This is a genomic window from Methylobacterium sp. Leaf117, assembly GCF_001422985.1.
In the GTDB taxonomy this organism is placed as follows: domain Bacteria; phylum Pseudomonadota; class Alphaproteobacteria; order Rhizobiales; family Beijerinckiaceae; genus Methylobacterium.
This window is the reverse complement of the sequence record NZ_LMNL01000003.1, coordinates 94490-120724: the sequence shown is the minus strand read 5'-3', so window position 1 is coordinate 120724 and position 26235 is coordinate 94490. Positions and strand designations below refer to the sequence as shown.

The window sequence follows — 26235 nt, the reverse complement described above, 5'->3', positions numbered from 1 at the left end:
GCCACTCTGCAGGGGGCACCTTTTCCCGGCACGCGCGTGCGTTGTGTCGCGTAAGACGCCGGTTCAAGTCTTGGCGGTACCCAGATCGGATCTGGGAGGCACCGGGATCGGCCCCCATGGAACCCGAAGGATCGGCTTTTGCTTTCCCGTGTGATTTTGACAGAAACCTGTCGTGCGGAGTGGGCTACGATGCATGAGACCGCCAAGGACCAGCCGCTGGGCTCAGCCGAGACGAGTCCTGAAACGATCGGTGGCTTCGCTGACGAAATCCGGATGCAGGCGGTCGGCTACGCCGGGAAGCGGAAGGCTGATGTGTCTCGGGTCGTGTCGGATGTTGGGGATGCCATCCGGGCAGGTGGGTCCGGCTTTTCCGATCAGCCCAACATCAAGGCCTTCTTCGATGCGGCCGCCGAAGGAATCGAGGAGTTCGCCGACGGCATCAACCGGCGCACGTTCAGCGAAATCTACGACGAGGTGGATGCCGTCGTCCGCCGCCGTCCAGGCGTCACCTTCGCGGCGGCGGCGCTTGCCGGCTTTGCGCTGTTTCGCGTCCTGAAAGCCTCGGAGATCCGTCCGGTCCCGCGTTCGCGCGCTGTCGTTCCCGTCCAGCCCGTTCCCGTCGATGTCGTTCCGACCCCGGATGTGTGAGCCGATGCTTGACTGAGCGTGATCATCGACCCGCATAGAGGCTCGGCCCTTCTCCGTGCGGACAGGAGGGGCGGTGTTTTCCGGCCACGCGACGCGGTGGGACCCGGCATCCTGCGCAATGGCGACGCGGTCATGCCGCGCCGGCACTGACACGCGCCGGCTCGCCCGGCCGGTGACGGGCGAGCATGCCGACCAGAGCCAGAGTCGCAGAGGTTCGACGATCGGGAACGAGACTCCATCGAGAGCGGTTCGCCTCCCGATGGAAACCTATGTTATCGTCGTCGCCGGGTTCGGTGTCCTGGTGCTTCTGACGGCATGGTTGCCGATGGTGCTTCGGGCACTGCCGTTGTCCTTGCCCATCTGCTGCGTCGGCATCGGTGCGGCCTTGTCGCTGGTCCCTGCCATCGGCGCAGTCACGCCACATCCGGGCACGCACCTCAAGCTCATCGAACATGCCACCGAGGCGGTCGTCGTGATCTCGCTGATGGGCGCCGGTCTGAAGATCGACCGCTTCATCGGCTGGAAGCGCTGGTCGTTGACGTGGCGCCTGCTCGGCATCGGCATGCCACTGACCATCCTGGCACTGACCGTTCTGGGATCGGCCCTGCTGGGGTTGGGCGCCGCGGCAGCCCTGCTTCTCGCCTCGTCACTGGCACCGACCGACCCGGTGCTCGCCTCCGATGTCCAGGTTGGCCATCCGGCCGAGGACCACGAGGACGAGCCGCGTTTCGCCCTCACCTCTGAAGCCGGCCTGAACGACGGGCTTGCCTTCCCGTTCGTGAATCTCGCGATGGCGTTGGCGGGTTCCGGCAGCCTCGCGGATGTGCCCTGGTCGCACTGGTTGGCGGTCGACGTGCTCTGGAAGATCCTCGTCGGCGCCGTCCTCGGCGCGTTGATCGGACGGATGCTGGGATGGCTGACCTTCCACCTGCCCAACCTGTCGAAGCTGTCCCGAACGGGGGATGGCTTCGTCGCCCTGGGGGTGACCTGCATCGCCTACGGCTGCGTCCAGGCTGTCGACGGCTACGGCTTCGTGGGCGTCTTTGCAGCAGCCCTGGCGCTGCGCGCGTCAAGCCACGGGCATGACTACCACCGCAAGATGCACAACTATGCCGAGGAGCTCGAACGGCTGCTGATGATGGTCCTGCTCGTGGGCTTTGGAGCCATGCTCGCTGCCGGAGGCCTGCTCCAGGCTCTCACGTGGCACGCCTTCGCGTTCGCCATGCTGGCGCTTCTGGTCGTTCGACCCCTGGCGTGCTGGATCGGTCTTCTGGGAAGCGGGCGATCCCGGGAGGACCGCGCCGTGGTCAGCTTCTTCGGCATTCGTGGCCTTGGGACGGTCTATTATCTCGCCTTCGCCATGAGCCATGCAACGTTCCCGGAGGCGGATCTGCTCTGGGCGACGGCCGGCCTGACCGTGCTGATCTCCATCCTCCTGCACGGCGTCACGGTCACGCCGGTGTTGCGCGCCCTCGATCGACGGATGGGGCGGGACACGGAAAGCGCTCAACTCGACCTGAGCCTGTGTCAAAGCTGATCCCGTGGGGCCGGGTGATTGGAACGCAGTTGCTTGACCTTGGCTCGGCGCTTTGCGGCCGAACCCAAGGGAAACCATGCAGCAGATCGAACGGAGAGCGACGACGCCGAGCCGTCTCGATGCACGATCCGGCTTCGCCAGTGCCGTCCAACAATGAGGTCCGACGAGGGTCGGATTGTCGTTCCAGGCTGCCGGACATGATCCGACATCCTGTGTCCCGATCCCTCCGCCGGGCGGACGCGAAGCCTGCGCCGATTCCAGGCTCCCGCGCCATGGGGCAACCGAGAGCGCAGGCCACGGAACAGATGCGCTCTTGATCAATCGCCCGGCGCCGCTTCGCTCGAGGACTTGGCCCTTTGGCGACAGACCCGTCACCGGAGAGTACCCAGCTCCTGAGGCTGGCAATCTGCAGCCAACAGATCGGGGCCGGCTCTGGCCGATTGGACAAGCCCGCCCCTCAAAGCGAGGGCGTAGGAGGGCAGCCTACCCTACCGAGCGCTTGCGCCCGCCGATCGTCCGTTCTTCGCCGACAGGAACTGCACGTTCAGACTCATGCCCAACCGATGCCGCACGGCACAGTCGAACTGGCGTCCGTCGGCATCGATGATGATCTCGAACCGATCCGGCACCTGCGCCGCCTGATCGAGATGCAATCGTGCGCCGCCCTCCGACAGGTCGCGGATGGAGCAGGCAATGCGTTCGCCACCGGGCAGGCGGATCCCGGCCTGCAGGAGGACGCGCGTTCTTCGCTCGGTGCGCCGCTCCTCCATCCCGATGGTCCAGTTGTCCAGTCCCGTGCTGATGCTCGACACCCCGTCGGCGGCCTGCTGCATACTGCCCAGGATCTTGCCCGTGGCCTGCGCCTGCTCATCCATCGAGGCGGTGACGCCATCGACATGCTGGCTGATCGTGCCGATTGCCGCCGTGATCGTCGCCAGGGTCGTCGCGACCTCGGTGGAGACCGCCTGCATACCGGCGATCTCGTCGCTGATCCGGTTCGTGGCGGCCGCCGCCTGACCGGCCAGGTTCTTCACCTCGGTCGCCACGACCGCGAAGCCGCGCCCGGCCTCTCCGGCGCGGGCCGCCTCGATCGTCGCGTTCAGGGCCAGGAGATTGATCTGCTGGGCGATGTCCGTGATCATCGTGGCGACGCCACTCATCGACCGCGCCGCGCCGCGCAGCCGCTCGGTGGCGGCATCCGCCTCGCCGGCCCGGCCATGGATGTCGTCCACCACGGTCTTGGACTGAGCCATGCTGCGGGAAATTTCCAGAGCGGCAGCGTTCATGGCGTCCGCCGCATCCGTGACCGCCTGGACGTTGTCGAGGGTGCGTTCGGCGGCCTCGACCGCAACGGAGCGCGCCTTCATGTTGGCCGAGACGTCGCTAGCGTACTTCACGATCTTGGTCAGGCGGCCGGCGGGATCGAAGATGGGGTTGTAGCTCGCCTGGATCCAGACGGGCCGGCCGCCCTTGCCGAAACGCTGGAACATGCCCGAGGCGTAGTGGCCGGCGCGCAGGCGGTCCCAGAACGCGGCGTAGTCGGCCGTCTGCGCATAGCCGGGCTCGACGAACATCGCGTGCGGCCGCCCCCGGATCTCCTCGATCCCGTAACCGAGCGCCGACAGGAAGTTGGCATTGGCGTCGAGGACCGTCGCGTCGGGCGCGAACTCGATCACCGCCTGCGACCGGTTGACAGCCGCCAGCTGACCCATCGCGTCGGCGACCTGCAGCTTCTGCGCCGTGATGTCGGTGGCAAACTTCACCACCTTGATCGGGACGCCATCCCGGTCGCGGATCGGATTGTAAGTGGCCTGGATCCAGATCTCGCGCCCACCCTTGGCGATGCGCTTGAACTCGCCCGAGCGGAACTCGCCTCGGCCGAGATCCGCCCAGAAGGCGCGATACGCCGCCCCCTCGCGCTCGGTCGGATCCACGAACAGGCTGTGATGGCGTCCCTGGACCTCGTCGAGCCCGTAGCCCACAGCAGCCAGGAAGTTGGCGTTCGCATCGAGGATCGTCCCGTCGAGGGCAAACTCGATGACGGCCTGGGAGCGCTGCAGGGCTTCGAGCTGCCCGTCATGGTCGATGTTGCGCAGCACCTGCGGGGTCACATCGGTGGCGAGCTTGACCACCCGGGTCACGCGCCCGGCGCGGTCGAGAACCGGGTTGTAGGTGGCCTGGATCCACACCGCGCGGCCGTCTTTCGCGAACCGCTTGAACTCGCGCGTCTGCGGCTCGCCACGACCCAAGGCGTTCCAGAAGGCGCGATAGGCCTCGCTTCCCTGCTCCGCGGGGGACACGAACCGGGCGTGATGCTGCCCCGTCAACTCGCCGAGGGTGTACCCCATCAGGTCGAGGAAGAGCGTATTGGCGGTGAGCACCGTGCCGTCAGGGGTAAACTCGATGCGGGCTCTGGACCTGTCGATAGCGGCCATCAGCGCGCGCAAGTCAGAGTCGAAAAACGCCACGGAGCCGCTCCTGCGATGCGCGTTCGCATCTGGGCTCTCCCTAATCGACTTCGATTAAACAAAACCGAAACATCTTAAAGGCGAGCGCCGATCTACATTCAATCATCAACACAGACTGTTTCACGGCGTTGTGATTTGCATCCGCTAGGCCAAGTTAAACTATGTTGTTGCTTTGCGAGAGAAGAGGGTCTCGAGCGCGCCACACCCTGGCCGACGAGACCGGCGTCGGCTTCCGCTCCGGACCTGTGTCGATGCGGCTCGCGGCTCCTGCATGAGCCGTCCCGTCTCATCGACTCGGCAGATCGCGTTTCCTCTAGAGGGACGTCGAGCCCGGAAAAGTACCTCCTGGCTCTTCCATCCTGATGCTGTGGCGATCCAACCTCGACCACGATCTCACATCTCGATCGGAGCAGCCGCCTTCAGCCGACCCGCAGCCAGACCCCAATCACCCCATAGGAACCGGCCCGGGACAGCAGGCCAGGTCGTGAAACAGATTGAGACGCTTCGCTCTCCTGCCCCCCATCACGCGGCGGCTCCGGGCCGACCGCGAAGAGAAGCGCGTGACCCGCAGGAGCGATACATCGGGACCCGGACACATCGATGGGGAGACGCTTGCCTCACGAACCTCCTTTAGAACAGCTCCTCGGTAAGCCAACCAGGACGGTCGTTTCAGTGCACGCATGTTTTCGCGCGAATCGGATGCCCAACGGGGAGGCGGGGGCTCCAGGCCCGCAACCCGCTCCTTCTTCTCTCGATCTCGCCACAGCGGCGTACCGCGCTCTTGCGACGTGGCGTTCGTTCGACGGGATCGCCTGCGCGATTTGGGCAGCCGTCACCGCTCAAGTGGCCCCACCATCGTCATCGCCGAGGCGCGCGTGTTGCGCTTTTGTTCTAGGCGATGGGCGGGGCAATCGGGCATAGTTTCGGCATGCGCCTGATGCTTTGGTCTGCCCTCCTGCTGATGAGTTTCGCGCCGCAGCCCGCGGTCGCCGCGTCGGGTTCCGGGTCCGAGGTCGGGCTCGCGGCCCTCGAACACGCTTGGCACGACTGCGTCCGGGAGGCCTTTGCGCATCAGCCCCGGACCCAGAGCAGGGCCGCGTCTCAGCGCAGCGCCCTCGACGAATGTCAGGCCCAGGAGGACGCCTTCGTGGCCGCCGCGATGACGGCGGAGACGGCTCGGCCGCAGGAGCGGATCGGCCGGCATCTCGCGCTCGCGGCCCGGGCCTGGGCCGCCTCCGTCGCCAGCGACGTCATCGATCCGGTCTCGTCCTGGTTCGGCGCCTGGCGGCGCTGAACACGCTTGCAGCGAAAGTCGGCAGGTGCGCAGCAGGGCTCGACAGGCGCGCAGCATGGCTCGACAGGCGCGCAGCATGGAACGCCAGACCGATCCCGGGACAGCCCACCAGCACGAACAGCGTGATCAGGGCCCGCCCGAGATGATCGGCCCCGAAGACCGTATCGGACAGAAGGCCGAGGAGCGGCGGACCGGTGCCCGAGGCCGACAGGGTCACACCGGCGATGAAGAGCGCGCTCACCCGCCCCCGCAGCGCCACCGGCGTCAGCAACTGCACCCCCGTGACGGCGGCCGGAGCCGTGAGCCCGAGCATCGCCGTCAGGACGGTGAAGGCGGACAGCGACAACGTCCGGTCCGGCACCACCGCCATGACGACCGCCAATGGCAGAGCGGCGAGGAGGCCGAGGCCCAGCATCCGCGAGCTCGCCGCCCGCCGACGGGCGCGGTCGATCCGCCCCAGGATCAGGCCGGCGGAAAGGTGGCCGAGCGGACCGGCGATCAGCAGCAGCAGGCCGAGCACGATCCCGCTCTCCGATGGGCTCATGCCGTGGCTGCGGACGTAGAGGGTCGGCCCCCAGGCCACCAGGGTCCGGCCCATGAGGACGGCGCAGGCCGCCGCGACGCAATGGGGCAGATAAAGCCTCCAGCGGCGGCCCATCCAGGCCCAGGCCGGCCTCAACCCGCCCCGATGGGCCGGCGGAGCCCGGAGCGGCGTCAGGCGGATGGCGGCCAGGATCAGGAGGAGGTTCGGCAGGCAGGCCAGGACGAAGAGCGCCCGCCACGGCGACAGGGCACCGAGGCCGAGAAAGACCATGCCGCCGCGCCCCGCAAGCCACGCCAGGGTCGCGCCGCCGGCGAGCAGGGCACAGCTCTGGCCCAGGCTGCCGCCCGCAGTGAACAGGGACACGTTGAAGGCCATCCGGCGCGGAGCCGACCCGTGTGCGATCAGCGAGAGGGAGGCCGGGGCGAGGCCGGCTTGGCCGAAGCCGAGAGCCAGGCGGCTGAGACACAGGCCCCAGAACGATCCGGCCAGGCCGAATCCGAGGGTCGCCAGGGTCCAGATCGCGATGCTGGCGACGAGGATTCGACGCTGGTGGCCGCGATCGGCCAGGCTGCCGAACAGCGGCATCGTCAGCGCGTAGAAGGCGACGAAGGCGGAGCCGTGGAGAACCCCGAGCTGGGCGTCGCTCAGGGCCAGCGCCTGCTTCACCGGAGTGGTCACGAGAGTGAGGAGGAAGCGGTCGCTGGCCGCCGAGAGCTGCGCGAGCGCCATCAGCACCAGCGAGCCGATGCCCAGGAGCGTCCGGCTCGGGACCGACGCGGCCGCCCTGCCCGGGCCTTCACGCATGCGCGGCGCGCTGCGGACGGTCTGGGCGGATCGTCCGGGCGGCGCGCATCAATACAGCTCGCTGTGCCACTCGGCGAGAGGCCATGTCTGGTCGCCCCGCACCCCCGTCTGGGTCCGCATCTGCTGCATGGAGGCCCGGAACTGCCCCGGGGGACGGCCGAAGGTCGTGCGGAAGGCGCGGTTGAAGTGCTGCTCGCTGGTGAAGCCGTAGGCGTAGGCGAGCGTCGCGATCGAGCGCGTCTCGCCCTGGCGGCGAAGGGCATCCCGCACCCGCTCGAGCCGTCGCTGCTGGACGAAGCGGGCCACGCCGCCGTCGCGCAGGAACGCGCGATAGAGCAGGCTGCGGGAGATCCCGAGACTGGCCGCGATGGTGTCCGCGCCGAGGTCGCGATCGCCCAGGTGCTGCTCCACATGGACCTCCGCTGCCCGGCGCCGGACCACGTCATCGGAAGCGTCGTGCGCTGCCGCCCAGACCACGGCCTCGGCCGGAGCGGCCTGCCCGCGCAGGGCGGCGGCCAGGAGCATGCCCAGAACGGCGCTCGATCGCGACGCGACCGTGGGATCCAGCGATTCCGAGCGCCGGGTCAGGGAGACGATGAAATCGGCGACCAGGCCTCCGACGCGCTCCGGCAGGATCGCGCCGTGGAAATGGCGGACGTCGGGCGCCAGGGGCTCGATCAGCTCCCGCGCCACCGGCGTCGAGATCTGGTGGACGTCGTGGGCCCGGCTCAGGTGCGGCAGCGTGTTGTCGCAGACGAGGATTTCTCCCGGCCGCACCCGGCGCTCCTGTCCGGGAGGCCCGGCCACCAATTCGCCCGCGAGCAGGAGATGGAGGGTGACATGATCGAATCCGTCCTGCCGGACGCGCTGCGGAGAGCGGCTGTGCTGGACGCCGTTGAGGTGACGCTTGAACAGGATCATGCGATCCAGGCGGTAGGCCTGGACCTGGGCGCGGAAGTCCGATCCGATCCTGGCGACATCGGCGCCGCCGGAATAGAGCTCCCGATACGCCTCGAATGCGAATTCGGGACCCAGCCGCTGCGTGGAGAAGGCGAAGGACGGAAGCGACACGTCTGGCTGAACCCGGTGGGAGTCATCAGGAGGACCGGCCGACCGAGATCAAACGATTCGACCTCAAGTCTTCCTGATTAGGGTGGTTCCCGGATAGACGACAAGGCACGGTTTCGTGAAGTCAAAAAATGTTGAGTATTCTGTTTGATATATCCCAACCCGAGCACCCACAAAGCCCGACCAGCGGCGGTGGGCTTGCTCGATTTGCAATCAAGGGCCAACACAGAATTTTCATAATATTTTTTCTTATTGTAGCCTGTAAGAATCCGAATTGATCCCGTGGCGGTCTTTATTTATCCAATCCTCGAACCGGCCATGCCGAGACGAGCCAGAACGTGGACCAAGACGTTGACCCGGAAATGGTGTCGGGCGCTGCAACGCCTCGGTAACCGTTACGCCCTAAATCTGGCGAACCCGCCCGCCCTCCCTGATCCGCGATGCGCTGAATGACCAGAGACCAGCTAGCCGCCGAGTTGCTCCGTATTTCCAAACTGCAGCTCAGCGATATTACACGCGCCGTCAAGAATGGTGAGAAGTCGATTGCGTTGAACGAAGTGGTCGATCTTGGCAGGCGCCTGAACCGACTTGCGGATGCTGTCGCCGGCCGCCCGCCGCAGGCGATCTCACCCCCGCCCGCGGCACCCGACGAAACCCGCGTCCAGGCGTGAGCGCGGCATCGGAGTGGCGCGCGTCCCGAAACGTCGCGGCGCGCGCCCGGCTCGACCGGGCCCTGCCCGCCGTCTTCCCGGCCACGGTCCTGCGCCACGCCCTGTCGCGGCCGCTGATCCCGCCGACGCCGCGCCTTGCGGTGGAGGGGTATTGGCGCGCCCACCTGATGCGCGCCGATCGCCTCGCCCGGGCGCTGGCCGCGCGCTCGGGCCAGCCCGAGGGCTGGACCTGGCGTCTCGGCACCGAGAAGGGGTCGGGACTCGCCGCAACCTTCCGGATGCCGCCCTCCCCCTTCCGGGAGCCGGCCCACGCACGCGGAAAAGGCCATTGCTGCATCTGCGGACAGCCGGTCTACCGCTTCGGCTGGCATCGGGACCACTGGGGCACGGGCGTGCCGAACAAGAACGCCCGCTGGCACGCGGCCTGCGTCGCCGCCTGGAAGCTGTGGGTCGCCCCGAGCGACCAGGTCAAGGTGCTGAAGGCGCACCAGCGTCACCGCTGCGCCGCCTCCGGCAAGCGTTTGTTCAAGACCGCCGAAGTCGACCACCGGGTGCCGCTCTACCGCGTCTGGCGCGAGCATCGCGACGCGGCCTGGCCGACCCTGCTGGGCTTCTGGGGTGCCCCGAACCTCCAGGTCGTCAATCGGGCGGTCCACGTGGAGAAGTGCGGCCTCGAAGCCGGCGAGCGGGCTCAGAGTCGGCAGGCCGCGCGCGGCCGGGCGGGTGAACCGCCCGATCTGGAGTTTGCCCTCGGGCTTGCCCCGAGCCTCGATCGCGATCCGGTCGGCTGAGCAAGGCCGGCGCCAGCACTCGGCCCCAGTGGTTGCGAGCGGGGCTCCGACCCTTAGAGGATGCCTTCGATCAGCCCGAGCTCCTGCGCCTCGGCGGCCTCGATGTACCAGTTCTCGGGAGCACGCCGCAGGACTTCGTCCAGGGACACGCGCGAACCGGCGACCAGGTTGGCGAAGCCCTCGTTCTGGATCTCGATCGAGCACTCGATCTCGTGCAGGGCCGCCTTCACGGAGGCGATGCAGGTGGTCAGGGGGCCGTTGAGCACCACCTGCTTGTCGAGCTTGCGCTCATGGACCATCAGCCGCGTGCCCCGGGTGAGGAAGCGGTTCGGCCGGGCGAAGAAGCTCATGAAGGTGGTCCCGGCCGAGTAGATCGCGGCCTTGCCGAGGAACACGAAACGCCGGTCGGTCATCAGGCCGCTCTTGAAGCGGATGTCCTCGCCCATCATCCGCGCGACCTCGGGGTCGCCCCCGAGGGTGGTGAGTTCGACGACCACGAGGGCGCGCCCGTCGATCGCATCGAGCTGGCGCCGGAAGTCCCTGTACATGTCGTGGTCGACCGGCCCCGACAGCAGGATGGCCGGCGCGTCGAACGCGGATGCGGTCAGAGGGCTGGTGTCCATGGTGCGGCTCCTGTCTCGACCCATCACGGGTCCGTGACAGCGAGAACGCAAATCCCCGGCCCCGGATCGGTTCCCCGCCCAGCCTCAGCGTTTCTTAACCGTTCCGTCGATATGTCGAAGCTGTTTCGCGCTTCGGTTAACCCACGAGTTCGCCCCGATGAGCCACCACACGGAAACGCTCGTGATCGGCGCGGGACCGGCCGGCCTGACCGCCGCCTACCTGCTGACGAAGGCGGGCCGTTCCGTCACGGTCCTGGAGAAGGACCCGGTGCAGGTCGGCGGCATCAGCCGCACCGTCGCGCATAACGGCTACCTGTTCGACATCGGCGGCCATCGCTTCTTCTCCAAGTCGAAGGCCGTGGTCGATCTCTGGGACGAACTGCTGCCGGACGACTTCATCGAGCGGCCGCGCCTGTCGCGGATCTTCTACAAGGGCAAGTACTACGCCTACCCGCTGAAGGCCTTCGAAGCGTTGCGCAACCTCGGACTCCTGGAGAGCACGGCCTGCGTCGCGTCGTATCTCTACGCCCGGGCCCGGCCGATCGCGGAGCCGAAGAGCTTTCACGACTGGGTCCGCAACCGCTTCGGCGAGCGCCTGTTCTCGATCTTCTTCAAGACCTATACCGAGAAGGTCTGGGGCATGTCCTGCGACGCCATCTCGGCGGATTGGGCGGCCCAGCGCATCAACGGCCTCGATCTCGGCGCGGCGATCCGCGACGCTCTGGTGCGCTCGCTCGGCCTGCGCAAGGCCCCGCGCGCCGGCGAACCGGTGATCAAGACGCTGATCGAGTCGTTTCGATATCCCCGCAAGGGACCGGGCATGATGTGGGAGGCGGCGGCCGCGAAGATCGCCGCCCAGGGCGGCACGCTGCGCCTCGACCGGGGCGTCGACGGCCTGCACTACGAGGCCCGGACCGGGCTCTGGACCGTGACGGCCAAGGGTGCGGACGGCACCCGCGAGACCTTCACGGCCCGCAACGTCATCTCCTCCGCGCCCCTGCGCGAACTCGTCGGTTCGATCTCGCCGACCCCGATCAGCACCTTCCAGGCGCGGTCTCTGCAGTACCGCGACTTCCTCACGGTGGCGCTGATCGCGCGCACGGACCGGAACTTCCCGGACAACTGGATCTACATCCACGATCCGTCGGTGCAGGTCGGGCGGGTGCAGAACTTCCGCTCCTGGTCGCCCGAGATGGTGCCGGACGCGGACCATACCTGCCTCGGGCTCGAGTATTTCTGCTTCGAGGGTGACGGCCTCTGGACCGCGTCCGACGCGGACCTGATCGCCCTGGCCAAGCGCGAGATCGGCCAGATCGGGCTGATCCGCTCCGAGGACATGGTCGATGCCTGCGTGGTGCGGCAACCCAAGGCCTATCCGGTCTACGACGAGGACTACAAGGCCCACGTCGCCACCATCCGGCGCGACCTCGAGCATGCCTATCCGACCCTGCACCTCGTCGGGCGCAACGGCATGCACAAGTACAACAACCAGGACCACGCGATGATGACCGCGATGCTCACGGTCGAGAACATCCTCGCGGGAGAGCGCCGCTACGATCCGTGGTGCGTGAACGAGGACGCGGAATACACCGAGGCGGGCGTCTCGGGGGCGCAGGACGCGCTGGCGAGCGAGCGCCTGGTTCCGCGCCGCGCGGCCTGACGGCGATGGCGCAGGCCGCGACACCGGACCCTGCGGCGGCCGCGGACCCGGCGCGAGGATGGGGCGGGCGCTGGGCGCAGGCTGCAGCGCGCTCCGCCTGGCCTGTCCTCGGGGCGGCGGGCCTCTACCTGCTGATGCATCCCTACGGCGGCATCGAAGGAGATGCGCGCATCTATGTCGGGCGGGCGCTCGCGGATCTCGATCCGGACGGGGTCGGACGCGACCTCATGTTCGCCCTCGACGGACAGTCGCGCTTCAGCCTGTTCCCGATCGTCCTCCGGGCGCTGGTGCAACGCCTCGGCCCGGACGCCGCGGCCCTGGCCGTCAGCGTCGCGGGCCTGTTCGCCTGGTTCTGCGCCGCGGCCTTCCTCGCGGGCGCCATCGCGGCGGATCGGCGCCGCTGGGGCATCCTGATTGCCCTGGTGGTGCTCCCGGCCCTCTACGGCCATCCGGGTCCGTTCCGGATCGGAGAAGCCCTGGCGACACCGCGGACCCTGGCGGAGGCGGCGGTCCTGGCGGGCCTAGCGACCCAGCTCTCGGGCCGGTTCTGGTCGGCCGCCCTTCTCATGCTGGTCGCATGCCTGATCCACCCGATCATGGGCCTCGCCGGCCTGGGGGTGCTCGCCATCGTGCTGGTGGCGGAGGACCGGCGATGGCTGGCGCTCCTGGCTCCCGTGCTGCCCGCGATCGTGCTCGCCGCCTATCTCGGCCTGCCGCTGTTCGGGCGATTGCTGCAGCCGGTCGATCCCGCATATCTGGGAATCCTGCGCCAGCGATGCGCCGATCTCTTCCCCCTGCTCTGGCCAGCCCAGGCCTGGGCGTCCCCGCTGGTGCAGGCGGCCTCGATCCTGATCGCCGGCACCCTCGTGCCGCGGCCGGTCCGCCGGGTTCTGTACGCCGCACTCCTGGCCGGCCTCTGCGGCGTGGCGGCGACCATCGTCTTCGAAGAGTTCGGATCGTCGCTCCTGGTGATTCAGGCCCAACCCTGGCGCCTCCTCTGGGTGACCTCCGTTGCCGGCGCCGCCGCGCTCGGGATGTGCGTGACCACGCTGTCGCGCGGCGGCGCGGGCGAGCGGATCACCCTCGCGGTCCTGGTCCTGGGCTGGGTTTATTCCGACGACGTCCTGATCGCCGGAGGCGCGGGTGCCCTCGCGGTCGCCGTGCATGCGGCCGTCCGCCACCGGTGGATCGCGCCCACCCGCGCCCTGATGTTGACGAGCATCTGGCTGGTCGGCGCGCTCATCACCTGCCGCGCCGTGCTGGAGGCCATCGCCGTGGCCTGGCTGGTCGCCAGCCTGCCCGATGGCGTCCACCTCGAACTCACGCTGATCCGGAATTTCGGGCTCGCGGCACCGCTCGCCCTCGCCGCCGGGCTCGTCTGGATCGGCATCCCTTGGAACCGGCCTTGGCACTGGCCGGCGCGGGCGATCCTCGGGCTCACGCTCCTCCTGGCACTCCTCAACCTCTGGGACGAGCGCGCGCCGGCCTTCAGCCGGGTCGAGGACCGCGCCGCGCGAGCGGATCTGATCCGGGCAGTGGGGAGCCGCCCCGGCGAGGTACTTTGGCTCGACAGCGGCGCCGAGGCTTGGCTGGTGCTGGGGCGCCCGAGCTGGAGCAACACCCTGCAGGGCGCCAGCATCGTGTTCTCGCGCCCCCTCGCGATGGCCTGGTCGGAGCGGACGGATCGGCTCATCGCCCTCGGTCTCGCCACGGAGGCCCAACGCGCGCCGTTCGGAGCCCCCATCCCGGCGCGATCTGCCGATCTGCCCGCCGGTGCGGTCCAGACCCTGTGTGCAGCCCCTGACGCACCGGCCTGGATTGTGATGCCGCTGGCGGATGGCCAAGTCCCGCCCGCGAAAGCCCGTGTGTTCCCGGTGAATCGCCCCCCCGCGAAACCCATGCCGGCCGTCGGGGGCATGGTCTGGCGCCACCCGGTCGCCTACGGGCTGCTGCCCTGCCGGACCTGACGTCACGGCTCGGGCAGGTTTCAGCGGCTCCAAACCCGTCGCGCCCCTCCCCCGTCAGTCGAGACGCAGGAGCATGAGCCCGATCAGGGCCGCGATCGGAATCGCGAGACACCCGAACGACCAGGCGGCCACCCCGAAGGCGCCCGCCAGCGCCCCGATGGCGAAGGCCAGCACCGCGGGCACCATCCGGCGCAGGCGCCCCCGCGCCGGGCCGTCCGGCGGAACGGCGCCCCGCGCCCAATCCACGAGGTCGATGACCGCCTGGGTGATGTTGACGGTCATCACCGTCGTGGCGGCGAGATGGGCGAGGCCGAGCCGGCCGATGGCGTTCTGGACGCCCATCGCGGCGACCCCCATCATCCCGACCGTGACCGCCGCCGCGCCGTCGGGCGAGCCGAGGGGCGACAGGGCGAGGCCCATCACGGCGAATCCGGCGAGCAGCACGATTTCCAGGGCGAGGAGCCAGCGCAGGGGCGCCGCCCCGCGGCGCTCCAGCGCCAGGGCGAGCAACCGCGTCACCGCGACCGCGATGACGAAGGCCGGCAGGGCGAGCAGCTTGGCCACCACCCCGACCGAGGTCGACACCAGTTCGGCGCCCAGCAGCACGAAGTTCCCGGTCACATGGGCCGTGAACAGGCCCGCGAGGGCGATGAAGGCCGCTGCATCGACGAACCCCGCCACGAAGGCAAGCCCGATCCCCGCGGCCAGATCCGGATCGACGCCACGCGGCTTCGAAGAGGGGCGGACTTGCGCGGAGCCGCTCGCGCTGGGTGGGCGTGTCGGTGTCATCGCTGCCGTCTGATTGATCGCGCATTGCGAGGGATGGCCGGTTCTGGCCGAAAGTGCCGGTCAACGGAAGCATCCGTCCTCCATCGGACCGTATCCGGGCAGGCGACCTCCGCGCGAGGACGACGGAAGATGACCGGAGATCTGATGCGTCGACCCCGAAGCGCGAAATCTTATGAAAGCTCGTCTCGTCCTGAACCGCGGGCGGAGCTGTTCGTTGTGATGTCATGACAAATTCCACATCTGAAGTCTCGCCTGCCACTGCCCAGATCGCGGAGGCCCGCCACCGCGAACTCGCGATGGAGCACCTCCTGTTCGGGACGATCCGTTTCCTGGCCCAGGCCCATCCCGACCTGCTGACGAACCTGGATTCCAGCCTCGATCACCTCTGGGACAAGGCCGACGACGACACCCGGGACGACGAGGCCGTGCGGGAAGTGGCGCGCCGCTTCCTGAAGAGCGTGCACGCCGAGCGCTGACGGTCGGCCCGCCCTGTCCTGGCCGACGCGGCACAATGTCAACGAGGAGGGTGTTATGACGAAGACCCAACTTCTCTCGCAGTTATCGCCTTCTCAGTCCTCACTCTCGCAGTCCCCGCCCTCGCACGGGTCGCGCGCCCTCGCTCTCGCGACGGCGGCGGCAATGCTGGCACTCGGCTTGAGCGGAGTTGCCATGGCCCGCGGCGGCGGCGGAAGCGGCGGCGACGGCCTGTCGCCCTACGCGGCGCTCAGCGGCAACGACCGCTCCGCCGGGGTGAACAACGGCAATTATCGCTCGCCGGCCCTCGACCCGTATCTCGGGGCCTACGAAGATCGCTACGATCGGCCGGTGCGGGGACGCGTCCGTCCGAGCCGGCAGCCCTATTACGGCACGCCGTACTGACGCGCAGCGGCCGGGCGTGACTTTCTGGGGCATGCCCCCGAGCATGATCCCGTTCAGCCGTGCGGATATCGCGTGCGCTGCGCGCTGAACCTCCGCGTGGGCGGGGCCGGTTGTCCCGGTTGAACCGGACGAGGAAGCCCGTCGAATGAGCATCGGCGCCACCCACAACCTTCTCATCCGGTCGCTGCCGGAGGAGGAGCGCGCCCGGATGCTTCCCCTGTTCGAGCGCATCGAGGTCCGGAAAGGCGAACGCCTGATTAACGAGGGCGACCGGATGGCGTTCTCCTACTTCCCGGAGGACGGGCTGTCGTCGAACCTGACCACGGCCAACGGGAGCCGCCGGCTGGAGGTCGGCTGCTTCGGCTACGAGGCGATGATCAGCACCGCCGTGTTCCTCGGGTCCGAGCGCACCCCCCATGAGATCGTCGTCCAGGTCGGCGGCCCCTGGCTGCGCATCGACGCCGCGTGCCTCCGCGACGCCTTCGAGACCCTGCCGGGCCTGCGACGCGTGCTGTTGCGCTACGCGCACGTCTTCATCATGACCCTCAGCCAGACGGCCCTGTCGAACGGCGTCTGCTCGATCGAGGAGCGCCTGGCCCGCTGGCTTCTCATGGCGCAGGATCGGCTGAGCACCGCCGATTTGGCCCTGACGCACGAGTTCCTGGGCGTGATGCTCGGGACGCAGCGCTCCGGCGTGACCCTGGCGATCCAGGCCCTCGAGGGGGTCGGCATGATCCGGGCCCGGCGCGGGCGGATCACCATCCTCGACCGGGACCGGCTCGTCGCGCATGCGGGGGACAGCTATGGGCCCGCCGAGGCCGAGTATGACCGCCTGATCGCTCCGTTCCGACGGCCTGCCGCGCTCTCCCGGTCAGGCCGTCTCGGTTGACCCGCTCGGTTGACCGGCTTCGCCGCTCCGGTCAGGGCCGGCGCCGCCGGACCTACAGGCTCTCGGGCAGGGTTGCGGGCAGGATTGCAGGCCGGTCATAGGCCAAGGCTTCGGAGGTGATGCGGTTGACGAGAGCGTCACGGCGCGCCTGCCGGAGCACGATGCGGGCGGCGGCGCGGGCATTGGCCGCCCGCACGCCCGCGTTCGGACTGCCATCCCGGAGCGCCTTCCAGGCAACGGCCCGGAACCAGTTCGCATTGCCGATGGCGATGGCCCGCCGACGAGCTAGGCCCGTCAACTCCGTCGCGTCAGGGGGCATCGAAAGAGACGGTATCAGTAGCGACATTGTGCCGATCCTGGCCAGCTTGCCTGCTTGTCCACGATTGGGACAAGAATTGATATCACCTTTGCGAATAAGCAATATCGGCACCGGATCGTTACGGCCGAAACTGTCCAGATCCATGTCCGCCGTCGCACTCGGAGACATCGGCGCGGACCACGCCCGTTCCCATTGGGCGCGGCACCGATACGATCGGGCGCGGCAGGAGCAGACGCGACGGCCATCGACCCGCGCTACGACACCAGACGTCTGGACGCCCGCGTTGCCATCCCATCCCGCTCATCTGACGCCGCCTGGTCGACCGCGGTTGAACCCCCGGGCCGGCAGCGACCATGAAGGGTCAGCCCGTCGCCTCGCTCCCGTCCGGGGCTGGCCCCGTTCGCGGCCGGTCGCGAAGCTTCGACAGACCCGACGATTTCGGTCGGGCGACCGCGATCGTCCCATCGCCCAGTCTTAGGAACGCGATCCCGTTCGCCCGCAGGGTATCGAGCGCGATGGTCCGAGATTTTCCGTTGACCGTATCCACATGCTGCTCGAGGCGCTTGATGGTCGACAGCGACAGGCTGCTCCGGCTGGCAAGATCGGACATCGCCCAGCCGAGCATCGCCCGGGCGGCACGCAGGTGCATTCCCGTGACATCCCCATCGACCTCGTCGTCCCCCATCGCGGACGAGAGCGGTGGCGAGGGCGCGAGCGTCTCGCTCAAGGCCGAGAGTACCATTCCGCCCAGGCGCCATTGCAGAGCCAGTTGGGCGTCGGACTGGGCGTCGAACCGAGTATCGGGTCGAACAGCGGAGGCCTCCGATCCGACCGGCGAAAGCGAGACGCGCGCGGCATTCGGGATTTCGATGCCCCGGGCCGCTTCCGGCATCGACGCATCGGCCTCCGGACGAACCCGGGGGCGCGCAGGGCCGCGAAGAACCGGAAAGTCCGATGGCTCCCGAGGTCGCCGATCGACAACGAAACCGGAACTGAAGGTTGCACTTGCTTCGAGACTCAAGTTTCTACTCACAGGAAGAGATAACACGCTTCGATTTTCTGTGCCGAAACTTACCCTCCGTCAATTTTGCGTAATATTGATCAACCAATGCGCTTTCCTGATAGGATCGCTCCGCAACACTTTTATCCATCTCGGACCCCACCCGCTCTCGTGGGACTGCGCCGACCGGTGGCGTGACGGTCCGGCCCTGCCGCTCAGACGCGCGAGAGTCTGTCAGCTTCATTCTGAACCAGCGAGACTCCCGAGTCCTTCGTTTTCGTTTGTCTTGTTGGGATAACCGGTTTCCACCAATCCCTTACAAATTCTAGCAGTTGTAATCCCCGGGTTTGATGGTGCACTCTTCACGTCGGAGTGGAGGGACGCGCCATGGGCCAGGTTCTTCACTGCAGCGCCACACCGACGAAGGCGGTCCGTCGAGCGAACCAGCATCGTCAAGCGAGCTTGAGGGCACTCTCGAAGCGCTACGGGATCAACCCAAAGACGGTCGCCAAGTCGAAGCAGCGGACCTCGGTCGCCGACCCGCGCACGGGACCGAAGGATCCGCGCTCGACGGTGCTGTCACCCGAGGATGAAGCGATCGTCGTCGCCTTTCGTCGTCACACACTCCTGCCGCTCGACGCCAGCCTCTACGCACTTCAGGCCACGATCCTACTGACCCGCTCGTCGCTGCGTCGTTGCTTGCAGCGCCACGGAATCAGCCGGTTGCCCGAAGTCGGCGGCGACAAGCCCAAGCGGTCGCGCTTCAAGGCCTACCCGCTCGGTGACTTCCACATCGATCTGGCCGAGGTCCACACGGCGGAAGGGCGGCTCTACCTACTTGTCGCCATCGACCGTACGACCCAGTCCGCCTTCGTCGAGTTGCACGAGAAGGCGATCCGGCAACGTTGCCTCGGCCGCCTCCATCATCAAGGTGGCGATCGAGGCCGGAGAGACCTTCCGAGCCCACAGCTTCGAGTCCGCCTGCGCCCGAAACGATATCGACCATCGCCTGACCAAGCCGCGCCACCCCTGGACCAACGGTCAGGTCGAGCGAATGAACCGCACGATCAAGGACACGGCGGTCAAGGACGCGAGCTTGGAGAAGCTGATCCTGAAGGAGGCTGCCTCGAGAGACTTCTGAGTCGGGCTCGCCGCCGGGCCTGTGTCGACTACGTCGTTGCCGAGCACGGTGTGTCTGCCTACAAAAGCGCTACAAAGCACCTCACGAGTGCCAAGCCAAATATCTGATATTACTGTTAGAATTTAAATGGCGGAGAGGGGGGGATTCGAACCCCCGATGCCCTTGCAGGCATGCCGCATTTCGAGTGCGGTGCATTCAACCGCTCTGCCACCTCTCCGCGAAGGCGCCTCGATGAGACGAGGGGTGACTAGCACGAGTGCTTCGGGTTTCACAAGCGGCGGATCGGGTCGGCGGCGCTTTGCGAGACGGCGCGACGGATTTCGCGTGCGGGGGATCGGTGTGACCGGGCAGAGACAGGGGAGCCCGGGCCGCTCCGGCGCGGCGAAGCGCGCCGTCCGGGGCGAAGCGCAACCGTCTGGAGGGCTTGCGGTCGGAGGGACGCGCCCGGTCTGGCTCCGGCCGCCAGCAGGCTCCAGGGCCATGCGGGAAAGGATTCGTCCGTGCGGCGAAACAGCCATATACTGGAGGGACCTGGCTCCGCTATCGTCGCTTCTTCGCCGGGGCGCGCGATGGTTCTGATCCGGGGTCGTCGCCTTGATGGATTCCGGCGCTTAGCCAACCCGAGCCTGGAGGCCCGAAACTCCCGGTGGTCGGAACCTCCAATGACCGGGACTTTCAGAAACTGGGGCTTTCAGAAACTGGGACTTTCGGTAGCCGGGACTTTCGGTAGCATGCGTGCATGATGAACGTTCCCCGCGAGACGACAGCGCCACTCACCGATCCGCTGCTCCTCGACAACCAGCTCTGCTATGCCCTCTACGCGGCCGCCCACCGGATGACGAAGTCGTACCGGCCGATGCTGGAGCGCATGGGCCTGACCTACCCGCAATATCTCGTGCTGCTGGTGTTGTGGGAGACGGACGGCATCACCGTCTCGGAGATCGGACGGCGCCTGCGCCTCGATTCCGGCACGCTGACACCGGTGCTGAAGCGTCTGGAAGCGGCGGGGTTCCTGGTGCGGAACCGGCGGCGCTCGGACGAACGCGAGGTCGAGATCGCCCTGACGCCGCGCGGCCAGGCCTTGCGCACCGAAGCCGCAGCCGTGCGGGAATCGGTGATGTGCCAGCTCAACATGTCGGAGCCCGAGGTCCAGGCCATGCGCGCCGACCTCAACGCGCTCATCGCCAATCTCAGCGTCGGCGGATGATGCGCGGCACCATGGGCCAGACCCGAAACTTTGCCGGTTAAGTTCTTCTTGCCGGGTCGCCGGAAACCCCGCTATGCCGCAGGACATCCTGCCGGCTGCGGCGCGCTGCGGACAGGCCCTTCTTCTCACCTTTGCGGGACCCTGCCGATCGTGAATGCTCAACCGACGGTTCTGCGCACGAGGCTTCCGCGAACCGGATTTTTGCGAACCGCTCCGCCTCGGACCCGAGCGCTTCGCCTCCACGCCCGCTGGGGGACGCAGGGTCGAGCGGTCCGGCATCGACGGACCAAGGGCGAACTCGCGGTTGCGTTCGGCGTTTCTCAGCCATGAGTGTGCATGGGGGAGACGCGGATATCGACCCGCGCCGGCAGGTCGGCGCGCTGCCGTTCAGGCGGATGCCGGATGGCGGCTACATGATCATGCTGATCACCTCCCGCGAGAGCCGTCGCTGGGTGATCCCGAAGGGTTGGCCGATGAAGGGGCGCAAGCCCTACGATGCCGCCGCGCGCGAGGCCTACGAGGAGGCCGGCCTCCTCGGTACCATCGGCAAGCGCCCCCTCGGCTTCTACCTCTACGAGAAGCGCCTGAAGAGCCGCGACGCGGTTCTGTGTCAGGTGAAGGTGTTTCCCCTGGAGGTCCGCAAGCAGCTCAAGCACTGGCCCGAGCGGCACCAGCGCGAGGATCGCTGGTTCACGCCGTCCGAGGCGGCCGAGGCCGTGGCGGAGGCCGGTCTGGCGGCGATCATCCGCGCGGCCTGCAAACGCGAAACCGGCGCCCTCGCCTGACGGCAACGCAGGGCCGGATGCGGATTCGAATGCGAACGCGCGAGAAACCGACAAGATTCGCCGCGATGCGATTGCCAAGGGCATGATGATCGGCTAATTGCCCGTCCGTCCGGTTCGCACGGCCTTCGCCGCAACCCAGGACGTTTCGCTGCTGTAGCTCAGTGGTAGAGCACCTCATTGGTAATGAGGAGGTCGACAGTTCAATCCTGTCCAGCAGCACCACCTTTCCCTTATCGCAACAAGACCTTGGGGACGGTGGTGCCGGCCGCTGGCCGATCCCTCGCTGTCGTGGGGAATGCCCTTCCGAACGCGCGAGAGATTTCGAACGCGCGAGAGATCCGCCTGCATCAACCGGCGCATGCCGCACAGGGTCTTGCCGTCGATGTCTCCGGAACGGTCTTCCGCGCCGACAATCGCCGACGGAGCGGACGCCGCGCCCGCCAGGGTGTAGGGTCGGATGTGGCCGCGAACCGGTGGTCCTGGAGCAAACCGATGAACCGCGCCGTCCTCTCGTTGGCAGCCATCGGCCTCTTCATGGCGGCGCCTGCCGATGCGCAGAGCCTTCAGCCTGGGTCTGACAGCCCGCGCGAGGCGCCGCGCACGAAGCGCGAGCGGGATCTCGATCTGGAGGCGAAGCCGCGGGGGCAGCGGGAGCTGTCGGCGCCCGACAAGGACGGGTACTCGACCGAGGAACCCGATGACGACAGCGAAGACAGCGATCTCGGCGAGGCCCTTCGCGGCGCCGAGCCCTCGAAGCCGCAGCCTCGGTGATCGGCGCCACCGTCATGCGCTTGCTTGCCCTCGCCACAACGCTGATCGTCGCGGCCACCGCCGATGCCCGCGCTGAGCCGGCCTCGACCCTGGATGGGCTGTGGCAGCGGCTCGGCTCCTGTGCGCAATCGGTGGGTGGCCCTGCGGGGTCGGCCGGCTCGGAAGTCACGGTCCTGTTCAGCATCAAGCGGGACGGGAGCCTGCAGGGGCAGCCGCGGATTACTCACGCGAACCTGAAAGGTGATGTCGCTGCGCAAAAGGAGTTCCTCTCCGAAGCGCTCAAGGGCATTGCCGGCTGCTTCCCGCTCGCGATCACGGACGGCCTCGGCGGTGCCGTCGCAGGCCGCCCGCTGCGTCTCCGGGTGATGAACCGTGCACGGGAGCGGGGCGCCTGATCACGGCCAACACTGAGCTGGCATGCATCAGCTGCATCTCTCATGCCGAAAAATCCCGCTCCTTCAGCCCGATAAGAGAGCAGTTCGGCACCGATCAAGCGGTCTTTGCTCAGAGTACGGGCCTCGTGAACTCCGTTGCTGAGCAGACGGTTCCACGAAGCTGCGTACTTTTATTGTTTCTACTTTATGAGAATCGATGACAATTGCGTCTCGCAAGCCATCACCTTGCGAGCGGCCTTTTTATGCGTTAGGTGCAGTGCAGCAAGAAATTGTTAACCAGCCTCCCCCCAGCCTGTGAGAGGGTCTGAGACCATGCTGCGAAACGAAAATGCTCTCACCCCTCATTTTGCATCTCAGCATCGGAACGAGCAGTTGAACGTAGCGGTCCTTACACGTGATACGCCTGTCGGAGAGGCTCGCCGCTTGGAGCGTTTGGCCAAGCGTACCCTCGACATCACCATCGCGGGCACGGCATTCGTCCTCCTCCTGCCGCTGCTTTTTCTCATTGGGGCGCTCGTCTGGTCCGCGGATCGCAAGAGCCCGATCTTTCGGCATATGCGGATCGGACAGGGAGGCCGTCGCTTCGGCTGCCTCAAGTTTCGCTCGATGGTCACCAACGGCGATGACGTGCTGCGCGCTTATCTGGCCGCCAATCCCGCGGCACAGCGCGAGTGGGACGAGACCCACAAGCTGACCAACGACCCCCGGGTGACGCCTCTGGGCGCGGTGCTGCGCAAGACCAGCCTCGACGAACTGCCCCAGCTCATCAACGTCCTCCGCGGAGAAATGAGCCTGGTTGGCCCGCGTCCGATCGTAACCGCCGAGTTGGAGCGCTACGGCACGGCGTTCGAGACCTGCTTCTCGGTCACGCCCGGCGTGACCGGGCTCTGGCAGGTCTCAGGCCGTAGCAATTGCACCTATGCGGAGCGGGTCGCGTTGGACCTCGACTACGCCACCCGCTGGAGCTTCGCGCGCGACGTCGCCATCATGCTGCGCACGGTTCCAGCCGTACTCGCGCAGCGCGGGAGCCGCTGACCCTTCCCGTGCTCCGGTGAGCGATCAAGGTCACGGAGCACACCGGCCCGAAGCTGGGTCGGTGGAGAAACCCAGTGAAGGCCATCTTACTGAACGTGCTGCTTGGTCTTGGATTGGGGCGGCTTGGCACGATCCGGCAGGCCATCATATTCATCCCCGTCGTCGCTCTTGAGATTGCCTACAGCGCCTATTTCTACGGTCTAAGCCTTGATGGGGGCTTCAGACGCGCCGCCGCACTCATGATCTGCGCCCAGCTGGCCTTCATGCTCGGGGCGTTGCTGCGTCCGCTGGGTCGCAAGAACTAAAACCTCACCCGAACACGGCCTTGAGATCCGCCGAGCAGTCCCTCAGGCACAGGCATGCGCCGTCGGTCGCTCGGCCAACGGCGTCCGGTGCCGCGGGCTGCGCCTCCCGAACACGGACGGCGCGAAGTCGCGGTAGACCGCCTTCCTGCGGGCGCCGAGGTCGCCATAGAGCGTATCGTTCGAGGAGAAGACGCGAACCCCGTCGCGCAAGCACGGCTGACGGATCGTGAACCAGGGATCGCCCCTCGCGAGCAGAGCGAAAACGGGACAAGCCCCGCGCTGGGGATTCCATCGGGGCTGACCAGGGAGGGGCTGCGCGAGAGTCTTTTGCTTTCGTTTGTCTGGTCGGGAGAACCGGTTTCCGCTGGGCCCTGACGAACTCTAGCGAAGGCGCAGAAGCCGGGCGGGCAACGGTCAACGCTTCTGCGGAGGAGCCAAAAGCTTCGGCGCTTCAGCGTTCGCGATGAATCGTCCGGGTGGTGCAGGCGATGCCGGGTCTTTCTGCCAACCGATCCGCCCCTCAGCCAAACCGAACTCCAAGAAGTGAGCGAGCGGATTGAAGCCGTTGGCTTTGACATCCGGATTGGCCGTCAGATAGCCGTCACCGCTGAAGCCGGCGCTGGGGTCGCGGCCTTCCTTCCATCCGTGCTGTAGGTAATGCTGCAGAGGCGTTCCGGGGAACTGCGCGACATCGCGATACCAGTAACGGTAATAGACCTCATCGAAACCCGGCATCCGGCCTTCAGAGGTGTTGGAGGCCAGCTTTTGGATGAGGCGCGAGATCTTCATGGCCGAAGTCATAGCGCAGGCGGTTCGGAGGCGACAAGCGGCCCCATGCAAAACCTGCCTCGGAATGCCCTGGGCGGGCGAAGATGATGGCGCCCGGTGCCCCCCGGAAGTCTGAGGAGACGCAGGGTAGCCTTCGCTGTCCGAGGCGGCGAATAGCCCTGCCCTCGCGGGTGAGCCCCGGATCGTCACCTTGTAACCTGCGATCCGGGGTCACCTGCGATCCGGGCGACACCAACCGCGACGGCCGGGTCGTAGCCGTGTGCCGACCGGATTTGCACCGTCCGTCGTCGTGGCAGGTCGAGTCCCGGCGGCCTCAGCCCCCTCCCCCGCACCTATCCGGTGCGATTTCTGCGGTGGTGTGGTGCTTGGCGCCGGGCGCGTGTCCGGAAACGTCGAAACACGCATGCGCCTCGTGGACACGACCGACGTCGTGTCGCGCCGGGGCGGCCGACCAGCACTCGACCGCTCCGGACCTTCGGGCGGTGACGCAACCGACGCCCCCTTCAGCAAAGCGGACCCACAAGCTTCGCGAAAGCAAGATCCCTGAGAGTGCGGCACCATCTGGGGGATTGATGCCATGCTCCGAGCACCCCTCTGCCTCGTGGCGCTGATCTCGTCGATCACTCCGTCGCTGTCAGAGCCGTTGCCGAAACCGATGTTCGTCAGATTGCCGCCGCTTGCCGTCGAGGGCGACCGGGGCGGGGCGGCCGTGCCTCAGACCAGAGGAGCCTTGGAGGCGGCGAACGCCAAGGCGTCCGCGCTGATGGACGCCTTCGACGGGCGCGTCGCTCGGAGCGCGCAGCAAGCGATCGCCTCGATTTGTGTCGGCTGCTCGCCCCCCTTTCGGGAGATGAAGGCTTACCCGCGACGCGTCGAAGCGACCGCGCTGCCTGAGGGACGGATTGTCGATGATCCGGCGCAGGCTCCTGCCAACTGAGCCCCCCCAAGTCCCCCGGCGCTCGGAGACGCGGTGATCAGGCGTGCGCCGTCGCCAATCCGTCGACCTGCGTGTGGCGCGACGCGGGCTGCGCATCTCAAATTTCGTCGACCCGGCCCGCCTCCCCGTCAGGCCAGCTCCGCTCCTTGGATGTTCCAGGTCGACGCCGGAGCCAAGGCCTTCAGGCGAACAGCATGCCGTCGCCGGGCGCGTGTACGGTGAAGCCCTTGCCCTCGTCGATCCAGCCCGGACCGGCAGCGCCCTGGTTGATGCCGGCGGTTTCCTCGGCATTGCCGGCGAAGTGATGCTGGCCGGTCTTGGTGTTGAAGAACCGCTCCAGCGTCACGGTGCCGGGCGCGCCCGCATCGGCATAGGCCTCGAACGCGACGCCCTCGTACTTGTAGGACGGCGCGGTCCTGATGATCTGGTCGCGCTCGCCGACGCTGGTCGTGAAGAAATGCGCGTTCGTGCCGGTGTCGAAGAACCGGAATACGTCGATGGTGTCGGCTCCCGGGGTCGGGGTCGCCCACGGGGTTCCCTCGTAGGTGAACCACGGCAAGGTCTGCAGGATCTGCGCCTTCTCAGCAGTACTGTTCGTGTAGAAGTGATCGCCCGTGCGGGTATCGAAGAACCGATAAACGGCCGTGACGTGGCTCCCCTCCGCAGTAGGGACCCCAGACGTCGAAGCAAGGCCTTGTGACGGCGTTGCCGCCTGCACCGATGCGTTGGATCCTGCAGGATCGTGCCCCCCCGGCACCGGAGACGCATCCTGGACGTCCGCGACGACGCCCGGATTCCGCGCGTAGGCTCGCACAGAATCGATGAGCATGTGGCCTTCGGCAGGCGTGGTGGCGTCCGTGGCCCCGGGCCACGAGCCTGCATCGCCGACAGCGAGATTCAGCAGCATGTACATCGGCTT

General features: G+C 67.3%; 26 protein-coding genes, 2 tRNA genes and 2 pseudogenes. 19 read left to right on the top strand and 11 right to left on the bottom strand.

Annotation, left to right across the window (positions count from 1 at the left end):
* Positions 1–138: 138 nt before the first annotated feature.
* Together ASF57_RS04945 and ASF57_RS04940 are read left to right on the top strand one after the other, a co-directional pair.
* Positions 139–648 carry a hypothetical protein gene (locus ASF57_RS04945; protein ID WP_244476814.1) on the top strand — a complete coding sequence of 170 codons (510 nt, stop codon included), beginning with the start codon at positions 139–141 and terminating at the stop codon, positions 646–648.
* Between the two features lie 259 nt (positions 649–907).
* The gene (locus ASF57_RS04940; protein WP_056480721.1) at positions 908–2185 is read left to right on the top strand and encodes a cation:proton antiporter; all 1278 of its coding nucleotides are present in this window, start codon (positions 908–910) and stop codon (positions 2183–2185) included.
* 488 nt (positions 2186–2673) lie between these two features.
* On the opposite strand, the gene ASF57_RS04935 is transcribed toward ASF57_RS04940, so the two are convergent.
* Positions 2674–4620, bottom strand: a complete 1947-nt coding sequence (locus ASF57_RS04935) for a PAS domain-containing protein (protein WP_056480719.1) — start codon at positions 4618–4620, stop codon at positions 2674–2676.
* Positions 4621–5590: 970 nt separating this feature from the next.
* On the opposite strand from ASF57_RS04935, the gene ASF57_RS04930 reads away from it, so the two are divergent.
* Positions 5591–5947, top strand: coding sequence for a hypothetical protein (locus ASF57_RS04930; RefSeq protein ID WP_082503699.1), 357 nt, complete (start codon positions 5591–5593; stop codon positions 5945–5947).
* Here the strand turns inward: ASF57_RS04930 and ASF57_RS04925 are convergent.
* The gene (locus tag ASF57_RS04925) at positions 5904–7295 is read right to left on the bottom strand and encodes an MFS transporter (protein ID WP_056480715.1); all 1392 of its coding nucleotides are present in this window, start codon (positions 7293–7295) and stop codon (positions 5904–5906) included. The genes ASF57_RS04930 and ASF57_RS04925 overlap by 44 nt on opposite strands.
* A 48-nt stretch (positions 7296–7343) precedes the next feature.
* A complete protein-coding gene (locus ASF57_RS04920) occupies positions 7344–8366 on the bottom strand; it encodes a helix-turn-helix domain-containing protein (RefSeq protein WP_056480713.1) in 1023 nt (340 codons plus the stop codon).
* 446 nt (positions 8367–8812) lie between these two features.
* On the opposite strand from ASF57_RS04920, the gene ASF57_RS04915 reads away from it, so the two are divergent.
* Together ASF57_RS04915 and ASF57_RS04910 are read left to right on the top strand one after the other, a co-directional pair.
* The gene (locus ASF57_RS04915; RefSeq protein ID WP_056480711.1) at positions 8813–9034 is read left to right on the top strand and encodes a hypothetical protein; all 222 of its coding nucleotides are present in this window, start codon (positions 8813–8815) and stop codon (positions 9032–9034) included.
* Positions 9031–9825, top strand: coding sequence for a hypothetical protein (locus tag ASF57_RS04910; RefSeq protein ID WP_056480709.1), 795 nt, complete (start codon positions 9031–9033; stop codon positions 9823–9825). Before ASF57_RS04915 ends, ASF57_RS04910 begins: the two co-directional genes overlap by 4 nt.
* A gap of 53 nt (positions 9826–9878) precedes the next feature.
* On the opposite strand, the gene ASF57_RS04905 is transcribed toward ASF57_RS04910, so the two are convergent.
* Positions 9879–10448, bottom strand: coding sequence for a hypothetical protein (locus ASF57_RS04905; protein ID WP_056480707.1), 570 nt, complete (start codon positions 10446–10448; stop codon positions 9879–9881).
* 157 nt (positions 10449–10605) lie between these two features.
* Here ASF57_RS04905 and ASF57_RS04900 point away from each other — a divergent pair, with 157 nt between their 5' ends.
* Positions 10606–12108 (top strand): NAD(P)/FAD-dependent oxidoreductase, encoded by a 1503-nt coding sequence (locus tag ASF57_RS04900; RefSeq protein ID WP_056480705.1) that lies wholly within the window; start codon positions 10606–10608, stop codon positions 12106–12108.
* A 5-nt stretch (positions 12109–12113) separates the two neighbouring features.
* Positions 12114–14075, top strand: a complete 1962-nt coding sequence (locus tag ASF57_RS04895; RefSeq protein ID WP_056480703.1) for a hypothetical protein — start codon at positions 12114–12116, stop codon at positions 14073–14075.
* 54 nt (positions 14076–14129) lie between these two features.
* Here ASF57_RS04895 and ASF57_RS04890 read toward each other — a convergent pair whose 3' ends face one another.
* A complete protein-coding gene (locus tag ASF57_RS04890) occupies positions 14130–14864 on the bottom strand; it encodes a YoaK family protein (RefSeq protein WP_056480701.1) in 735 nt (244 codons plus the stop codon).
* Between the two features lie 224 nt (positions 14865–15088).
* Here ASF57_RS04890 and ASF57_RS04885 point away from each other — a divergent pair, with 224 nt between their 5' ends.
* From ASF57_RS04885 to ASF57_RS04875, 3 genes are all read left to right on the top strand, one after another.
* A complete protein-coding gene (locus tag ASF57_RS04885) occupies positions 15089–15340 on the top strand; it encodes a hypothetical protein (protein WP_056185569.1) in 252 nt (83 codons plus the stop codon).
* Between the two features lie 163 nt (positions 15341–15503).
* Positions 15504–15743, top strand: coding sequence for a hypothetical protein (locus tag ASF57_RS04880; RefSeq protein WP_056185567.1), 240 nt, complete (start codon positions 15504–15506; stop codon positions 15741–15743).
* 145 nt (positions 15744–15888) lie between these two features.
* A complete protein-coding gene (locus tag ASF57_RS04875; protein WP_056480699.1) occupies positions 15889–16632 on the top strand; it encodes a Crp/Fnr family transcriptional regulator in 744 nt (247 codons plus the stop codon).
* 52 nt (positions 16633–16684) lie between these two features.
* Here ASF57_RS04875 and ASF57_RS04870 read toward each other — a convergent pair whose 3' ends face one another.
* Together ASF57_RS04870 and ASF57_RS04865 are read right to left on the bottom strand one after the other, a co-directional pair.
* Positions 16685–16951, bottom strand: coding sequence for a hypothetical protein (locus ASF57_RS04870; protein WP_056185562.1), 267 nt, complete (start codon positions 16949–16951; stop codon positions 16685–16687).
* A gap of 361 nt (positions 16952–17312) precedes the next feature.
* Positions 17313–17843 (bottom strand): hypothetical protein, encoded by a 531-nt coding sequence (locus ASF57_RS04865; protein ID WP_056480697.1) that lies wholly within the window; start codon positions 17841–17843, stop codon positions 17313–17315.
* A gap of 495 nt (positions 17844–18338) precedes the next feature.
* Between ASF57_RS04865 and ASF57_RS24340 the strand changes: the two are divergent.
* Positions 18339–19038 (top strand): annotated as a pseudogene (locus ASF57_RS24340) (IS481 family transposase); the annotation flags it as partial.
* A 181-nt stretch (positions 19039–19219) separates the two neighbouring features.
* Here the strand turns inward: ASF57_RS24340 and ASF57_RS04855 are convergent.
* Positions 19220–19309, bottom strand: a tRNA-Ser gene (locus ASF57_RS04855).
* A gap of 525 nt (positions 19310–19834) precedes the next feature.
* Here ASF57_RS04855 and ASF57_RS04850 point away from each other — a divergent pair.
* From ASF57_RS04850 to ASF57_RS04825, 7 genes are all read left to right on the top strand, one after another.
* Positions 19835–20299, top strand: coding sequence for a MarR family transcriptional regulator (locus ASF57_RS04850; RefSeq protein WP_200935818.1), 465 nt, complete (start codon positions 19835–19837; stop codon positions 20297–20299).
* A 326-nt stretch (positions 20300–20625) separates the two neighbouring features.
* Positions 20626–21084, top strand: coding sequence for an NUDIX hydrolase (locus ASF57_RS04845; RefSeq protein WP_056185555.1), 459 nt, complete (start codon positions 20626–20628; stop codon positions 21082–21084).
* A 147-nt stretch (positions 21085–21231) separates the two neighbouring features.
* Positions 21232–21306 (top strand) — tRNA-Thr (locus ASF57_RS04840).
* A gap of 270 nt (positions 21307–21576) precedes the next feature.
* On the top strand, positions 21577–21855 hold the full coding sequence (locus ASF57_RS25395; RefSeq protein WP_156375966.1) for a hypothetical protein: 279 nt from the start codon (positions 21577–21579) through the stop codon (positions 21853–21855).
* On the top strand, positions 21852–22250 hold the full coding sequence (locus tag ASF57_RS04835; RefSeq protein ID WP_056480695.1) for a hypothetical protein: 399 nt from the start codon (positions 21852–21854) through the stop codon (positions 22248–22250). The genes ASF57_RS25395 and ASF57_RS04835 overlap by 4 nt, the downstream gene beginning before the upstream one ends.
* A 432-nt stretch (positions 22251–22682) precedes the next feature.
* A complete protein-coding gene (locus ASF57_RS04830; RefSeq protein WP_244476813.1) occupies positions 22683–23285 on the top strand; it encodes a sugar transferase in 603 nt (200 codons plus the stop codon).
* 74 nt (positions 23286–23359) lie between these two features.
* On the top strand, positions 23360–23590 hold the full coding sequence (locus tag ASF57_RS04825; RefSeq protein WP_056480676.1) for a hypothetical protein: 231 nt from the start codon (positions 23360–23362) through the stop codon (positions 23588–23590).
* A 42-nt stretch (positions 23591–23632) separates the two neighbouring features.
* Here the strand turns inward: ASF57_RS04825 and ASF57_RS27360 are convergent, their stop codons facing one another.
* Together ASF57_RS27360 and ASF57_RS04820 are read right to left on the bottom strand one after the other, a co-directional pair.
* Positions 23633–23800 (bottom strand): hypothetical protein, encoded by a 168-nt coding sequence (locus ASF57_RS27360; RefSeq protein ID WP_200935816.1) that lies wholly within the window; start codon positions 23798–23800, stop codon positions 23633–23635.
* Positions 23801–24004: 204 nt separating this feature from the next.
* Complete coding sequence (locus tag ASF57_RS04820) at positions 24005–24379, bottom strand: hypothetical protein (RefSeq protein WP_056480675.1); 375 nt, start codon at positions 24377–24379, stop codon at positions 24005–24007.
* A gap of 601 nt (positions 24380–24980) precedes the next feature.
* Here ASF57_RS04820 and ASF57_RS04815 point away from each other — a divergent pair.
* Complete coding sequence (locus ASF57_RS04815) at positions 24981–25316, top strand: hypothetical protein (protein ID WP_156375965.1); 336 nt, start codon at positions 24981–24983, stop codon at positions 25314–25316.
* A 181-nt stretch (positions 25317–25497) separates the two neighbouring features.
* Here ASF57_RS04815 and ASF57_RS04810 read toward each other — a convergent pair.
* Positions 25498–26235: pseudogene (locus ASF57_RS04810) on the bottom strand (hypothetical protein); the annotation flags it as partial.

What these genes read in the sequence shown, in the direction of transcription:
- ASF57_RS04865 (WP_056480697.1), bottom strand. Translation starts at nt 17,843, where the DNA reads ATGCCGGAAGCGGCCCGGGGCATCGAAATCCCGAATGCCGCGCGCGTC.
- ASF57_RS04915 (WP_056480711.1), top strand. Translation starts at nt 8,813, where the DNA reads ATGACCAGAGACCAGCTAGCCGCCGAGTTGCTCCGTATTTCCAAACTG.
- ASF57_RS04820 (WP_056480675.1), bottom strand. Translation starts at nt 24,379, where the DNA reads ATGAAGATCTCGCGCCTCATCCAAAAGCTGGCCTCCAACACCTCTGAA.
- ASF57_RS04895 (WP_056480703.1), top strand. Translation starts at nt 12,114, where the DNA reads ATGGCGCAGGCCGCGACACCGGACCCTGCGGCGGCCGCGGACCCGGCG.
- ASF57_RS04870 (WP_056185562.1), bottom strand. Translation starts at nt 16,951, where the DNA reads ATGCCCCCTGACGCGACGGAGTTGACGGGCCTAGCTCGTCGGCGGGCC.
- ASF57_RS04905 (WP_056480707.1), bottom strand. Translation starts at nt 10,448, where the DNA reads ATGGACACCAGCCCTCTGACCGCATCCGCGTTCGACGCGCCGGCCATC.
- ASF57_RS04875 (WP_056480699.1), top strand. Translation starts at nt 15,889, where the DNA reads ATGAGCATCGGCGCCACCCACAACCTTCTCATCCGGTCGCTGCCGGAG.
- ASF57_RS04925 (WP_056480715.1), bottom strand. Translation starts at nt 7,295, where the DNA reads ATGCGTGAAGGCCCGGGCAGGGCGGCCGCGTCGGTCCCGAGCCGGACG.
- ASF57_RS04935 (WP_056480719.1), bottom strand. Translation starts at nt 4,620, where the DNA reads ATGGCCGCTATCGACAGGTCCAGAGCCCGCATCGAGTTTACCCCTGAC.
- ASF57_RS04900 (WP_056480705.1), top strand. Translation starts at nt 10,606, where the DNA reads ATGAGCCACCACACGGAAACGCTCGTGATCGGCGCGGGACCGGCCGGC.
- ASF57_RS04890 (WP_056480701.1), bottom strand. Translation starts at nt 14,864, where the DNA reads ATGACACCGACACGCCCACCCAGCGCGAGCGGCTCCGCGCAAGTCCGC.
- ASF57_RS04845 (WP_056185555.1), top strand. Translation starts at nt 20,626, where the DNA reads ATGAGTGTGCATGGGGGAGACGCGGATATCGACCCGCGCCGGCAGGTC.
- ASF57_RS04850 (WP_200935818.1), top strand. Translation starts at nt 19,835, where the DNA reads ATGAACGTTCCCCGCGAGACGACAGCGCCACTCACCGATCCGCTGCTC.
- ASF57_RS04880 (WP_056185567.1), top strand. Translation starts at nt 15,504, where the DNA reads ATGCTGGCACTCGGCTTGAGCGGAGTTGCCATGGCCCGCGGCGGCGGC.
- ASF57_RS04940 (WP_056480721.1), top strand. Translation starts at nt 908, where the DNA reads ATGGAAACCTATGTTATCGTCGTCGCCGGGTTCGGTGTCCTGGTGCTT.
- ASF57_RS04930 (WP_082503699.1), top strand. Translation starts at nt 5,591, where the DNA reads ATGCTTTGGTCTGCCCTCCTGCTGATGAGTTTCGCGCCGCAGCCCGCG.
- ASF57_RS25395 (WP_156375966.1), top strand. Translation starts at nt 21,577, where the DNA reads ATGAACCGCGCCGTCCTCTCGTTGGCAGCCATCGGCCTCTTCATGGCG.
- ASF57_RS04885 (WP_056185569.1), top strand. Translation starts at nt 15,089, where the DNA reads ATGACAAATTCCACATCTGAAGTCTCGCCTGCCACTGCCCAGATCGCG.